The sequence below is a fragment of the Ferrimicrobium sp. genome (assembly GCF_027364955.1).
Classification (GTDB): domain Bacteria; phylum Actinomycetota; class Acidimicrobiia; order Acidimicrobiales; family Acidimicrobiaceae; genus Ferrimicrobium.
In genome coordinates this window covers 86,069-99,071 of record NZ_DAHXOI010000002.1, presented here as the reverse complement: position 1 = coordinate 99,071, position 13,003 = coordinate 86,069, and the positions used below count along the sequence as shown (strand labels likewise).

General features: G+C 57.1%; 16 protein-coding genes and 1 tRNA gene. 14 read left to right on the top strand and 3 right to left on the bottom strand.

Going from position 1 to position 13,003, the window contains the following annotated elements:
* Positions 1-193: 193 nt before the first annotated feature.
* The 6 genes from M7Q83_RS02235 (at position 194) to M7Q83_RS02210 (ending at position 4,859) form a co-directional block, all read left to right on the top strand.
* Positions 194-886, top strand: a complete 693-nt coding sequence (locus M7Q83_RS02235) for a gamma-glutamyl-gamma-aminobutyrate hydrolase family protein (RefSeq protein WP_298334923.1) — start codon at positions 194-196, stop codon at positions 884-886.
* A 161-nt stretch (positions 887-1,047) separates the two neighbouring features.
* A complete protein-coding gene (locus M7Q83_RS02230) occupies positions 1,048-2,223 on the top strand; it encodes a DEAD/DEAH box helicase (protein WP_298334921.1) in 1,176 nt (391 codons plus the stop codon).
* 29 nt (positions 2,224-2,252) lie between these two features.
* Positions 2,253-3,005 (top strand): HAD family hydrolase, encoded by a 753-nt coding sequence (locus M7Q83_RS02225; protein ID WP_298334919.1) that lies wholly within the window; start codon positions 2,253-2,255, stop codon positions 3,003-3,005.
* Between the two features lie 11 nt (positions 3,006-3,016).
* Entirely contained in the window at positions 3,017-3,730 is a 714-nt protein-coding gene (locus M7Q83_RS02220) for a hypothetical protein (RefSeq protein ID WP_298334916.1), read from the top strand.
* A gap of 12 nt (positions 3,731-3,742) precedes the next feature.
* A complete protein-coding gene (locus M7Q83_RS02215) occupies positions 3,743-3,979 on the top strand; it encodes a hypothetical protein (RefSeq protein ID WP_298334914.1) in 237 nt (78 codons plus the stop codon).
* 25 nt (positions 3,980-4,004) lie between these two features.
* The gene (locus tag M7Q83_RS02210; protein ID WP_298334912.1) at positions 4,005-4,859 is read left to right on the top strand and encodes a YihY/virulence factor BrkB family protein; all 855 of its coding nucleotides are present in this window, start codon (positions 4,005-4,007) and stop codon (positions 4,857-4,859) included.
* 12 nt (positions 4,860-4,871) lie between these two features.
* Here M7Q83_RS02210 and M7Q83_RS02205 read toward each other — a convergent pair whose 3' ends face one another.
* The 3 genes from M7Q83_RS02205 to M7Q83_RS02195 are packed head-to-tail and all read right to left on the bottom strand — an operon-like array spanning position 4,872 to position 8,179.
* Positions 4,872-5,231: a hypothetical protein gene (locus M7Q83_RS02205; protein ID WP_298334910.1), complete on the bottom strand. Its 360-nt coding sequence runs from the start codon at positions 5,229-5,231 to the stop codon at positions 4,872-4,874.
* The gene (locus tag M7Q83_RS02200) at positions 5,228-7,693 is read right to left on the bottom strand and encodes a penicillin acylase family protein (RefSeq protein WP_298334908.1); all 2,466 of its coding nucleotides are present in this window, start codon (positions 7,691-7,693) and stop codon (positions 5,228-5,230) included. Before M7Q83_RS02200 ends, M7Q83_RS02205 begins: the two co-directional genes overlap by 4 nt.
* Before the next feature lie 57 nt (positions 7,694-7,750).
* Complete coding sequence (locus M7Q83_RS02195) at positions 7,751-8,179, bottom strand: hypothetical protein (protein ID WP_298334906.1); 429 nt, start codon at positions 8,177-8,179, stop codon at positions 7,751-7,753.
* Between the two features lie 68 nt (positions 8,180-8,247).
* Here M7Q83_RS02195 and M7Q83_RS02190 point away from each other — a divergent pair, with 68 nt between their 5' ends.
* From M7Q83_RS02190 to M7Q83_RS14170, 8 genes are all read left to right on the top strand, one after another.
* Positions 8,248-9,045 (top strand): oxygenase MpaB family protein, encoded by a 798-nt coding sequence (locus M7Q83_RS02190; RefSeq protein WP_298334904.1) that lies wholly within the window; start codon positions 8,248-8,250, stop codon positions 9,043-9,045.
* A complete protein-coding gene (locus tag M7Q83_RS02185; protein WP_298334902.1) occupies positions 9,026-9,847 on the top strand; it encodes an HAD family hydrolase in 822 nt (273 codons plus the stop codon). Before M7Q83_RS02190 ends, M7Q83_RS02185 begins: the two co-directional genes overlap by 20 nt.
* A gap of 166 nt (positions 9,848-10,013) precedes the next feature.
* Positions 10,014-10,673 (top strand): hypothetical protein, encoded by a 660-nt coding sequence (locus tag M7Q83_RS02180; protein ID WP_298334900.1) that lies wholly within the window; start codon positions 10,014-10,016, stop codon positions 10,671-10,673.
* Positions 10,674-10,710: 37 nt separating this feature from the next.
* Entirely contained in the window at positions 10,711-11,469 is a 759-nt protein-coding gene (locus tag M7Q83_RS02175) for an inositol monophosphatase (RefSeq protein WP_298334898.1), read from the top strand.
* A 16-nt stretch (positions 11,470-11,485) separates the two neighbouring features.
* Positions 11,486-11,562: transfer RNA gene (locus M7Q83_RS02170), tRNA-Val, on the top strand.
* Positions 11,563-11,642: 80 nt separating this feature from the next.
* The gene (locus M7Q83_RS02165; protein ID WP_298334895.1) at positions 11,643-11,888 is read left to right on the top strand and encodes a hypothetical protein; all 246 of its coding nucleotides are present in this window, start codon (positions 11,643-11,645) and stop codon (positions 11,886-11,888) included.
* Between the two features lie 221 nt (positions 11,889-12,109).
* Positions 12,110-12,334, top strand: coding sequence for a DUF433 domain-containing protein (locus M7Q83_RS02160; RefSeq protein WP_366526362.1), 225 nt, complete (start codon positions 12,110-12,112; stop codon positions 12,332-12,334).
* Positions 12,331-12,672, top strand: coding sequence for a DUF5615 family PIN-like protein (locus M7Q83_RS14170; RefSeq protein WP_366526357.1), 342 nt, complete (start codon positions 12,331-12,333; stop codon positions 12,670-12,672). Before M7Q83_RS02160 ends, M7Q83_RS14170 begins: the two co-directional genes overlap by 4 nt.
* Positions 12,673-13,003: the final 331 nt, after the last annotated feature.

Here is a 13,003-nt window from a genome sequence, read left to right as displayed (position 1 = left end):
GCTGGCGATGTGTTGACAGATAGGCTGGCAGTTGAGGGTTTTGCCTTTTGGTGTGCTCGGCAACGATTACGTCGACAATAAGAACGCGAACAGCTGCAGAGTCGACGGTAAGAACGTTGACAGCTGCAGAGTCGACGGTAAGAACGTTGACAGCTAGCGATGTCGACTGCGATAGGGACGGGGAGGTTTTGTAATGGCACGGGTTGTAGTAACTGCGGGGCAATTATCGGGGAGGCGTACTGGGGCCCACGAAGGCTATCTGGATGCTCTTGCTCGTCTTGGATCCTACGGGATGATGGCACCGGCGCAGATCGGTGATCTCGCTGAGTCGGAGATCAAGAGGATAGCCAAGGAGCTGATCGCCTCTACCGATGCACTCATGCTTACTGGAGGTGGTGACGTCGATCCCGCTCTCTATGGACAGACGGTGAACTCTGACAAGGTCTATGGGATTGAGGTCAATCGTGACCGGATTGAGCGAGCCTTACTGGATGAGGCACTCCATCAGGATCGTAAGATTCTCGCGATCTGTCGTGGCATACAGGTCGTCAATGTCTTCTTCGGTGGAACGCTTATTCAGGATCTTGAGACGAGCGGTAAAAACCGGCATTCCCTCACAGAACACGAGTACGAGTACGCCCATAGCATCAGCGTCTCCGATGACTCGGAGCTCGCCCGGCTGCTGCCAGGTATCGAGCAGGCGAACTCGCTCCATCACCAGGCAGTCGATGTGCCAGGGGGAGATCTGGTGGTGACGGCGGTGTCAGAGGATGGTGTCGTCGAGGCGATGGAACGGCCAGGACTCGTCGCGGTACAGTGGCATCCAGAGCGATTGATCGATCTCGACCCGACACAGTTGAACCTCTTCCGCTGGTTGGTGAGTTGAGAGCCCTTTCTTGTTACGCAACGAGTGCCTGAGGGAACGTGGCGACCTGCTAGGCTAGTGAAGGCCTGTTCGATTGTCGAACGGCGCCTGCCCATTCGGGCACGAAGAATGTGGAGTTTCTACGCACGTGGGAGTTCCGCGTGTATGTAGAGGAGACTTCTTTGTCGAATATATTCGATACCTTGGGCGTTGACGCCCAAATTCAAGCGCGCTTGACTGCGATTGGAATTACTGAACCCACTGCGGTCCAAGCCCAGGCAATTCCTGCTTCGCTTGCTGGCCATGATCTGATCGCACAAGCACCAACGGGATCTGGAAAGACCTTTGCCTTCGGTGTTCCTTTGGTCTCACTGCTCGAGGGGGTTCGTGGCCGCGCGACCGGACCACTCGGTCTTATTTTGGTGCCGACACGTGAGTTGGCACAACAGGTGCAAAAAGCGCTTGTGAGCTTGGCTCCGAGGGACTTCTGGGTGATGGCCGTGTACGGAGGAACACCCTACGGAAAGCAGATCCAACAGCTCAAGCGTGGGGTCGACGTTCTTGTCGCCACTCCTGGACGTTTGATGGATCTGGTAGATCGGCGGGCCGTCTCGCTGGATGCGGTAACCCATGTCGTTCTTGATGAGGTTGATCGCATGGCTGATATGGGGTTTGGCCCGGCGGTTGCAGAGATTCTTGGCTCCTTAACCGCTCGTCGGCAGACAGCTTTCTTCTCGGCTACCCTTGACAATCCAGTAAGATCGCTAGTACAACGGTACCTGACGGACCCGACATTCATCACGATTGAGGCTGATGAACCAAAACTTGAGCATCGTTTCGTACCTGCTGGCCGCTACGAGAAGGCGGGTCTGGTTTCGGATTACGCACTTGGTCATGGTCCGACCATCGTTTTTTGCAACACCCGTGATCAGGTTGATCGACTCGATGACGAGCTAGCCGATTTGGGCATGGACGCCTCTGCAGTACATGGCGGTCTCTCGCAGCGCCAACGCGATGCAGCCCTGCGGCGTTTCCTGACCAAGCGGACACAGGTGTTGATCGCGACGGATGTCGCCGCTCGTGGTATCCACGTCGATGAGGTGGCACTTGTCCTTCACTATGATCTTCCGAACAACTTCACCGATTATCTTCACCGGTCTGGCCGCACTGGACGGGCGGGAAATACTGGTGTAGTCATCTCGCTGGTCTCTGATCGAGATCGCTCCAAGGCACGCTCGATTGAACAACAGCTACAGACTGGTGTGCCGGGTAGCGATGGTGGGTCCTATGGCGGAGGTCGTGGTGGTGGCTCCAGGCGACCACGTCGGCCAGCACAGTACTCGCGGAGGTCTCGCTAACCTCCGTCACGAGAGTAGAAAGGTCAACGATGACACTTGAGGCGGTTTTCTTTGATGTCGATGGAACGATAGCGGAGACGGAGCGTGGAGGTCATCGCGTGGCCTACAACTCCGCCTTTCGTGAGCTGGGTTATCCCGTTGACTGGGATCCCCAACTCTATGGTGAGCTCCTTGCCATTATGGGTGGTAAGGAGCGAATCCGTTTCTATTGGAGCCAACACCCTGAGCTAGGGACCTTGAGTGATGCGCAGGTTGAGCAGATCCATGATGTCAAGGCACGTTACTTTCGTGAACTGGTCGACGAAGGTGGTATTGAACTTCGCGTGGGCGTACGACGCCTGCTGGATGAACTCGCTTCCCGACGCATTCCGATCTCTATCGCTTCGACGATCACCTTTGAGGGGCTTGATGCCCTGTTGCGCAGGAGTCTCGGCGACGATTGGCAGGACCGTTTCCAACATCTCGGCATTGGTGATATCGTCCCACGCAAGAAGCCTGATCCGGGCATCTATCTTTGGTTGCTTGAGCGGCACCGTGCAGCTGCACACCACGTGGTGACGCTTGAGGATACACGCGCTGGACTGTTGGCCAGTGTCGGTGCAGGTATTCCCACCTTGATCACCCCGAGTGACTACACCCAAGACCAGGATTTCTCCGAGGCGGCCTGTGTGGCCTCGAGTCTCGGTGACCCCGGCGAGCCAGCCCACTGGCGGTTGGCCTCAGGAGCGGAGGGTAGTGGCCTCATTGACGTTGAATTCCTCGAGAAGCTCGTTTCGAGATAGTGGCGCCACGTATGGATTGGGCGCTTGTTCTTCCGGTCTTTTTTGCAAGCGCAGTGGAGGCTGTTGAGGCACTGACGATCGTTCTCGCGGTCGGTTTTACCCATGGCTGGCGTATTGCACTCCGCGGTGCGGTGCTAGCGATTGGTATCCTCGTCCTCACCGTAGTGGTCCTAGGGACGGCGATGGTGCACTATGTCCCACTTGCGCTTTTGCGCACCGTGGTTGGGTTTGTGCTGCTGGTCTTTGGCCTACAGTGGCTTCACAAAGCGGTGCTGCGCTCGATCGGGGCCAAGGCGATGCATGATGAGGCTGCGATCTTTGAGCGGCAGGTGACTCGACTCAAACACGAGGCGGATCGCCAGGGCTTTGTGATCGCATTCAAAGGTGTTTTGCTCGAAGGGCTCGAGGTGGCGGTTATTGTGATATCGCTGGGGTCGAGCGCCCGTGCGCTTGGTCAGGCTTCGCTCGCGGCTTTGGTGGCGGTGCTCGTCGTCGCCGCCCTTGGCATCGTGTTGGCCCGGGCCTTGACGGAGGTGCCAGAGAACAAGCTCAAGATGGTGGTGGGTGTGATGTTGACCAGTTTTGGGACGTTCTGGATGGCCCAGGGATTAGGTCTGCACTGGCCGGGAGGGGACATCTTTCTACTGCCAATGGTGGGATGGTTTGCACTCACTGCGCTGCTATTGGTGGCGTTCGGACGGCGAAGGACGGCTGCAGATGCATGAGATCGGCCGGCAATGATGCGGATAGTCGTAGGTCCCTTTGTGTTCCTCTGGAACTTCATCGTTGGGGACCAGCCCTGGTTGGCACTTGGTGCCGTCGTCGCCGGGGTAGTGGCACTAGGGGTGCGCCATGACAGTGGGGGTTGGTTGGCAGTGCCGATTGTGGTCGCGGTCGTATTGACATTGGTGCTCTTGGGCGACGTTGGACTGGGTCGCTTGGGCCATCGTCGCTTTGGGGGGAAGGGTCGTTAAACCTCTAACGATTCTCCGGGAACGCTTGGTCGATGATACGGCGGTTGACATCGCCGTAGATGCCGCCAAAGCCACCGGCCGCAATCGACTAACCTTGGCCGCCGCTGGGCTCGCATTTCACGGATTCCTCGCTATTTTTCCAGCGATTATTGCAGCGGTCGGGTTGGCAAGGCTCATTGGGTTGACGCCTGCTACGCTCGGTACGGTCGTGCATGACCTGTCGGTCTTACTGCCAACCTCCGTCGCGGCGATCTTGACGGCAGCACTCAAGAGTAGCGGATCGAGGCGCGCGGATTTGATCGCCGTCGTGGCAGGCTTGGCGGTAGCCGCCTGGTCTGCGATCGAAGCCATCTCCGCACTGCAGCAAGCACTTGATGTCGCCTTCGATGTCGCCAAGCCGCATGGCTTTATCCTTCGCCGGGTCCGTGCGCTGCCATTGCTCGCAGTTACGATCGTGCTTGCTGGCATCGCCGTTGCGTTGCTCGTCTTTGGTGGAGCAATCGAAAAGTTGGTCGCGGATCAGTTGCCGTTAGGGCTGCATGGCGTTCTTGATGTCGGTGCATGGGTGGTACGGATCGTCGGTTCGTTGATCGCTATGACGTTGTTGCTGTCGATCTACTACGGGGCCGCACAGGGAAGGTCGTGGAAGAGGTGGAGGGTGCTATCCCTGGGGAGCGCGATAGCAACAGTGGGCTGGGTACTCGCATCGCTTGGCTATAGCCTTTACCTCACCCACTCAGCGGGCGAGTCGGCGACCTATGGACCGCTAGCGGGTGTGGCAGTGCTCCTGCTGTGGCTCTACCTCACCTTTGTTGTGGTGCTCATGGGTGCTGAAATCGACCACTCCATCGCGACTCACCGCAGAGCCATGACGCAGTAACACGCGGTTGGGTCACCTGGCGTTCGCGTGCTGGTTTCCTCGGAGGCGAGCGACGACGAGTGCTGGGAGCCAGCCCTCGAGAAAAGCAAGGACGAGGGCAAAGAGAACGAGAAGGAGTCCGAGGGTCGCCGGAAGACCTGCGAGTAGGGCGACGACACGCGCGGCTTGTGCAAGATGTGCACTCATTGCGCTCTGCACGAAGCCAGCGATCCACCCGAGGGCAACAGAACAGCCGGCGAGGCTTGGACGGATCGCGAACGCCAATCCTGCACCGACGAGATAGCCAAGCCACCAGAGACCGACGCTATTGCCGAGGAAGGCGATCACAGCACCAAGGAGTACTAGCAGGATCGATCGCCGTGTCGTTGTCATCTGCTTGGCTCCAATCTCCAGGTGGCGATGCTGGGCTGAGGGCCGAGCCCAAACGGCAAATAGTGCCCATCGAACCAATCGGGTATCTGATTCTCATACCAGCTCGACAAGGGATTCTCGGACTGCCCTCCGGGATAGATGGCCACACCCCGATCGCCGAATGCCACGATCATCCGCCAACTCGGACCGGCCTCTGAGAGCAGACCTCCGTCGGCGGCATCCACCGTCCAGGCATCCCCGGATGATCCCCGGGGTCCATAACCCAGACCGGCCACGCCGCTCAGGGAGGGAAACTCGCGAAAGTGGAGCCGATCCCAGTGCCATGTCGTCTCTTGATCGCCGAGTCTGCGGGCGAGGCTCGCGACGGCTTGTGTCAGTGCCTCTCGCGCAACAGTACCAGCATCACGATGAAAACGGCTGGTTGGTGGGGTGAAGAATGGATTTGCTGGGTCGTTGATATCCAGGTATTGGAGGTCCTCGACCAGTGGGGCATTGAGTTGATTGACGACGAGTGAGCTACCGGAAGGTTCGGGAACGTGGTAGTAACGGAACCAAGGTTCGAAGGTGTCGCTGATGTCGTCGCCGAGAAAGGTCCACCAGATGCTCGCCGCCGTTGAGGTGGTGCCCATGGAGCCATTCCAATGACGCAAGGTCGTGACAGCCTCCTCAACCGCGGGTGTGGAATGGACCCCATTGAACTGGCGCACGAGCCATGGGACGAGTTGGGTGGCGAGGTAGTCAGTCACCGAGTTCTGAAGGTGAGCGACCTCAGTGGGGGTCACTCGCTGGTGAGCAGTGAGGAAGGAGTGGATCTCGTCAGCTCGATAACCATTAGAGAAGAAGTTAAAAGAGGTCCCGAGGTAGTATGGGTAGTCCGCACTGACCGGTCGTTGGTTTGCACTGAAGACAAAACCTGATCTTGGATCGTAGCTTTGCGGGATCTCGCTATTGGGAATCGATCCGACAATGCGGGTACCATCGTTACCGTTCATCACCAACCACGGATCACGTGCGCGCAGAATCGGGTAGTCGCCAGCTGAGATGAGGCCGATATTGCCGTGGCGGTCACCGAAGACGAAGTTTTGTGATGGAGCGCGCCAGATCGAGAGCGCAGCCGTAAACTGTCTCCAGTTCGTGGCGTGGAGGATACCCATCAGTGAGGCAAAATCCTTGGAGACAGCGGCCCCCATCCAGTCAACAGCTACCTTGACGCCGTGGATCGTGATGATGGGGCCATTGGTCGTTGTCTGTACGACGAGATGCTGACTGGTGCCCCCTTTCACCTGGACGGTATAGTCGTAATCTGTAAACGGCACCCATCTCCCTCGCAGCAGGTAGTCGCCAGGATGGGCCTTACTGGTGGTCTCCTGGTAGAAGAAGGTCGATTGGTTCTGGACGTCAGTCTCGCTCCAGGCAATCCAGTGATTTCTCCCGATCAGGATGATGGGCAGACCGGGAACGGTAACGCCAGCAAAGCTTACCCCAGGGGCGTGCGCGTTGACCCAGTACCACACGGCGGGAAGTGTCTGGTTGAGATGCGGATCGCCTGCCACAATAGCGTTACCGGTGGTTGATTTATCTCCCGCGATAGCCCAGTTGTTGGAGTTTGAGAACGAGTGGATGGCTCCTGGTGGGAGTTTGGTGCTCATGTTGGCAAGCGACTGGAGCGAGTCAAGCAGCGAGGGTGTGACGGTGGTGGGTGGGTCGGTGGGGGTGGTGTGGTGAAAGTGATACGGTCCGGGATCATATGGTTCCTGCTGGTTCTTCGCGATCACCGGGAACAGGTCCATGGTCCGTTGGAAGCCAAGGTGCCCAACCAGGATCGAGTAATCGACGGGATTCTGCGAGTAATCGAGGGTCTGCGTCAAGTACCCTTGGACCAACATCGAGTCGACGGGTGTCCAAGGAGCAGGGGTGTAGTTGAGGAGACGGAACTCTACGGGGAGTTGATGGTGGCTGATATCGTAGGCACGTGCCGCATTCACACCGTTCGAGAAAATCTCTAGAATCTCTTTGTCAGCTGATGGTAGCGCTTGGAAGTTCGCCTCGGCGGTTCGAATGAGTCCGAGCCGAAGTTCGAAGAGGTCGGAGGTCAGGTAGCTTGGTCCGAGAACAGCTGACAGTTGGCCTCCGGCCTCACGGCGGATGAGGTCCATCTCGAAAAGCCGATTGCGCGCCTCGAGATATCCCATTGCGTACCAAAGGGCACGTTCATTGCTTGCGTGAAGATCGGGGATACCCTGAGTTGAATAGGAGATTGTGACGGCAGCAGGTATGCCGGCGGGGTGTATGGTGGCCGATGTCGGCAGGGCTGCTCGCGCACCGAGATTGAACGCGCCGGTGGTTGGGTCCAACGTCGAGCCGAGCGGCGGCACGGTGGCGATGCCCCGAAGCTGAAGGACAGCTAGCGCGAGAAGCGCGACAATAATGCCCAGAGTGCCGAGGAGAGGGCGCCGAGCCATGGATTCCTTTCTTCCGTTGTTCGCCAGATCCTAGCAGACAATTGATCGCTGGAGTGGTCACTGTCCCTGGGACTTGTAGGGCACAACGTACTCACCCTGGTTGGTGGCCGAAGGAGCACATTGCGCCCGTAAGGCAATGACGAGGCGTGACTCAGGGAGCTGCTCTGTCTCAGCGAGCGTTCCGGCTAGTGGTTGCCAATAGGAGTCTGTTGATGCTGCGAGGTTGGCAGGAGAGACGGCCTGTGCGAGCAGCAGTTCCGCCCGGGCAAGGTCTGTGCGGGCCCTTGAGGCATCAGCGGTTTGTGAGGCGTCATACAGGCGAATCGATTGGTGAACGAGCGTGCAGGCCTGGTCAGCCTCTGTGGTGGCACTTGCGCCGCAGGAGGAGAGCAGCGCACCTGTCAGTGCGATCGATCCAAGAAGCACGGCTCTTCTCTTGCTCGGAAGGGAACGCACGTGCAGGGGCCATCCGTTGGCATGATTCACTCTGTTGTACCTTGCTCGTCCACGATTCCAGGCTAACGGTAGCGCATGGTGTTTGGTAGGCTTTGGACATGGATACCCTCTTTGGCCCCGATTCGGCGGTTTGGCAGTTACACAGCGACTTCTCAGGACTTGTCGGTGGTTTGCGTGCCCTGGCGGTGCAGTCGCTTGAACCACGAGCGCTTGCAGGAGTGCGTCAATTCTCGCGATTTGGCGACCGTCCAGATGAGCGCCTACGCGAGACGATCGACTTCATCGACACGATTACCTACGGAGACATGGACGAGGTGAGATCGGCGATTGCCGCAGTTCGTAGGCTTCACGAACCTGTGGAAGGGGTTGTCCCTGACGGTGGGGCAGCGTTTTCGGCTAACGACCCGTTCCTCTTGGCATGGGTCCATAATGCGATGGTCGAGTCTATCTGTTTCGCCTACGAGCGGTTCCACCCCGAAGTTGACCGTGCGCTCTATGACCGTTATGTCACAGAGATGACACGATTTGCCGAATTGATGGGTTGTGAGATGACTGAAGTTCCCTTGCGCTATGCAGACCTCAACCAGTGGGTTTGGCGCCAACCCAGCCTCGTCGTCAATGCAGCAACGATGGAAGCGTTTACGATCTTGGAGCGGCTTCGACCAGTCGGTTTTGTGGGGCAGGTTTATCCCTTCGTCATGAGGTGGCTGTATGCATCGCTGCCGAGCTGGGTGACGCTCCAACTCGATCGACCGGTTTCAACGCTGGAGGAGTCGCTGATTTGGGTGGGGCTCAAAATTGGAGGAGAGCTCTCTATGGGGATTACCGCTCCATCGCCTCGCCGGCTCCGCGCCCAATCCCAGTACGCTCAGGAGGATGCCGACGCAACTCGATAGGCTTTCACTCCTCTTTACTGATCTCGATGGGACGCTCCTCACGACGAACGCAACCATCCATTCGAGCGTGGTGAGCCAAATACAGGGTGCCCGCAGTCGTGGCGTTTCCGTGGTGCCGGCGACTGCGCGTGGTGTGAGAGGCGTGCTGCAGGTGGCGCAGCTCGTTAATCTCGGTCCCGTTGCGGTCTGCCACAACGGTGCAGTTGGTTACCATCTTGAGCGAGGGTCGTTGCTGTGGGTGAGGGAGCTGTCTCGCGAGTTTGTACGCGCCACGATCGAGAGCCTCGTCAAGCTAGACGATGGCTTTTTCTTCGCAGCCTCCTCCCCGATCGAGTTTCGTCCCCAACGGGCGTTTTTGAAGGATCCGACCATGACCGAGCTCGAGTGGGAGTTAGCGGGGCTTTTTGAACTCGATTCGGTGGTCAAGGTGATCGTTCGACATAAGGATCATCCTGCCACTGCACTCATTGATCTCCTTGCGCAAGAGGTCTCGGGAGTACAGCTCATTAGCGGGTCGACTGACTGGGTCGAGATCGTTCCAAAGGGAGTGAGCAAGGGCTTTGGTGTTGGCCTGGCGGCAGAGGTGCTGGGGGTGGAGCTCGAAGACGCAGTGGCTATTGGAGATCACCTCAATGATCTACCAATGTTGATGAGCGTTGGCCATCCGGTTGCCGTAGCAAATGCACATCCATCGGTGCTGGCGGTGGCAGCCGATGTGGTGTCATCGAATGATCAAGGAGGAGTTGGCGAGCTGGTCAGCAAGATGGGACTCTTGAGCACTGCTGACAGGTATCGCGAGTAGCGTCACCGCGTCGCCTTTGTTGTGTCGAGATTAGCACATGAAGCACCCTTAAGGGATGCGTATGTGCGAGTTGGTGTCGCCGGGGGATCTGTGACTTCTGCAGGCATGGTCCTTGTTACAATGGTGCTGATAGTTTCGTTTGCAATCGAAAAGGTTGAGGTTCTCGTTGCTGCAACGCGTTTTTGATACGGTCTTCACTGAAACTGTTCCTGCTGAAGAACTCTCGTCGTCGCGACGCGTGCGTGCGGTCGCCAGGTTGCTGGCCCTGCTCGGCTCAGTGCTCTTCATTGGCCTGGCCATAGAAGGGGTGACCGTTGTTTTTATCGGTCAGCTGATCGCACTCCATGTCGTACTCGGACTGATTCTGCTCCCAATCATGGCCTACAAGATCATTGTGGCGACCTATCGGTTCGCGATGTACTACCTCGGCGCCCCTGACTTCAAACACGCCGGACCCCCTGAGTTGGTTCTGCGGGTTATCGGACCACTGCTGGTGGTCACGACGGTGATCCTGATGGTGAGTGGCATCATCCTGGTCTACGCACGCCCGAATACGCCAACAGCCGCGCTTTGGCTCAACATCCACCGGGATGATTTCGTGGCGTGGTTTGCGCTGATGGTCTTTCATGTGCTCGCCTATGTGCGTAGGGCCGTAGGTACGTCAAGTTACGATCTTCGCTACAGCCGTTATCACTCGTTGATCGGACGTCAGGGGCGTCTTATCAGTATCGTGCTTGCAGTGATCATCGGTGGGCTCCTGGCGTGGGCAGTCTTTCCTGCCGTTGCTCATTGGTCGAGTTTTTTCTCAGTACACCCCACTCGCTAATTAGAGAACCGGTGGAGGTGTTGCTAGGATGGTGATCTTGGAGTGGAAACCGGATCAGCTGCTAGACCTTGGGTTGCGGGTGACGGAAGCTTGCCTTGCAACGGTCAATAGTTCCTCGGACTGGTCGGCGACTGGGCAGGCAAGAGGGCAACATGTCGGTGATGTCGTCGCCGACGAGGCGGGCCTACAGCTTCTCGTCAATGCTGGAGTCAATGTGTTCTCGGAGGAGTCTGGCCTCTTGGACCAGGGCTCCTCGGTCACAGCGGTGCTGGATCCGATCGATGGCTCGACAAATGCGGCGCGAGGACTTCCGTACTGGACCAGCGCTATCTGCCTCTTGCACCACGGCAGTCCAGTGGTAGGGGTAGTGAGACTGTCTGGTTCTGAGGGAGTTTTCGCGGCTAAGGTTGGCCAAGGTGCTACTTTCAATGGTCAACATGTTGTTCCATCATTGGCTGATTCGTTGAATCGTTCGGTGATATTCGTCAACGGTTATCCGCGTCAACATCTAGGTTGGGCACAAATGCGCTCTCTTGGTTCCGCAGCGCTCGAGATCTCATTGTTGGCAAGGGGAAGTGGTGACGGGTTTATTGACTGCTCGGATGGACTTGCTGTCTGGGATTACTTGGCAGCTGCTCTGATTTTGATAGAAGCTGGCGGTGTGGTTCGCGTTCAGGACGTGGAACTGATGATGCCTCCATTGGACCGGACACGCCGTAAGGTTGCGGCCGCCTGCAATTCCCTTATTTTGTCCGCCCTTCTGGGTCAGCCTGACGATCCTACTCAACGGGGGTAGACTGTAGCAACCGTGAGGGCGCTTAGCTCAGTTGGTTAGAGCGGCTGGCTTACAACCAGCAGGTCAGGGGTTCGAGTCCCTTAGCGCCCACCAGGTCAGAGCATGTTTCCTAAATCACAATAGACCAAAGCCCAGCAAATAACCCAACAGGGGTTTCGAAGTTGGAGGATTTGATGGCAGGAAGCATGCGCCTTGTGGCCCGGCCAGACACCTGGGAGCTCCGAGTTTTCATCGGACGAGACAGCCTCGGGAGGGTCAAGCATCGCTACGTTCGTTTTCGCGGCACAAGGGGGCAGGCTGAGCGTGAACTTGCACGGCTTGTGATTGAGCAAGAGGACAAGCTTGCACCGCTGATCGAGTCGGAGCTTGCTTGGAACTCCTCAACTACCATTAACGACGCGATCGTGACATGTCGCTAGTACGGCTGGGGTGACCTTAGCCCAACCAAGGTTCGACACTGCCAAGAGGTCTGGGATCGACACGATCGGCTTGACATCTCTGATTGTGGGCTGGGTTTCTTCAGAAAAGGTAATGCTAGTTTTGAGGACAGCTCCTGTTGGGGTAAGTGTCGCACGGTGGAAGTGAAGTAGGTACAGTAGTACGTAGGGAATGTCCCTAGCCAGTGAAATGAGGAATCGAAATCGATACCGGCGGACGCATCACTATAGAACCCGGGAAGCGGAGCGGAAAACCCTGCGTCCGCGGACTACGTATTACAGTCTATGATGTTCTGGCCATGTTGGCTTCAGGTATGGCACAGGGGGAGATCCTCGAAGACTATCCGGAACTGGAGCAAGAAGACATTCTTGCGTGCCTGGCATATGCTGCTGAACGGGAACATCGCAGCGTGAGTGTCACTGCTTGAAGCTTCTTCTAGATGAAAATCTATCGCGTCGGATGCTCGGGATCCTGGAGCCCTATTTTCCGGAAAGTTCTCACGTTAGCCTCGTCGGACTCGAAGGTGCAAAGGACAGTGAGATTTGGTCGTTCGCTGGTGAAAGTAATTTTGTCATAGTAACTAGAGATAGTGACTTTAGCGAACTTGCCGCATTGCACGGTCCACCACCCAAGGTGATTGTCTTACAGATATCTAATTGCCGCTGGCGGGATATGGCCTCTCCAATCATTAAGAAGCATAAAGAGTTGGCGACATATTTGGGACAGCCAGATGTAGCAGTTGTGGAACTGCGGGAGTCAAGTTGATGATGGGACTGGTCTGATTGGCTGACTACAGATTGTGGTATACGAGGTCATGGCCACCCGTACCGCAGCAGTCTCGATGCGTCGCACCCAACTTTTCACCCAACAGTTGCGTTCGGGAACGTCTTACCATTTTTGTAAAGGACATGAATGAGCTGCAAAAATGAGACGTACTCGATCACTATCACTACGTACTCGGACAATTTCGCGCTGGCTTACAACCAGCAGTTCAGGGGTACGAGGGGCCTTCCACTGCCAAGGATCCCCAGTGGAAGGCCCCTCTCATTTTCTCCTCATTTTGGGGGCGGGTTGTTCGGCAGAGCTCTAGGCAGAT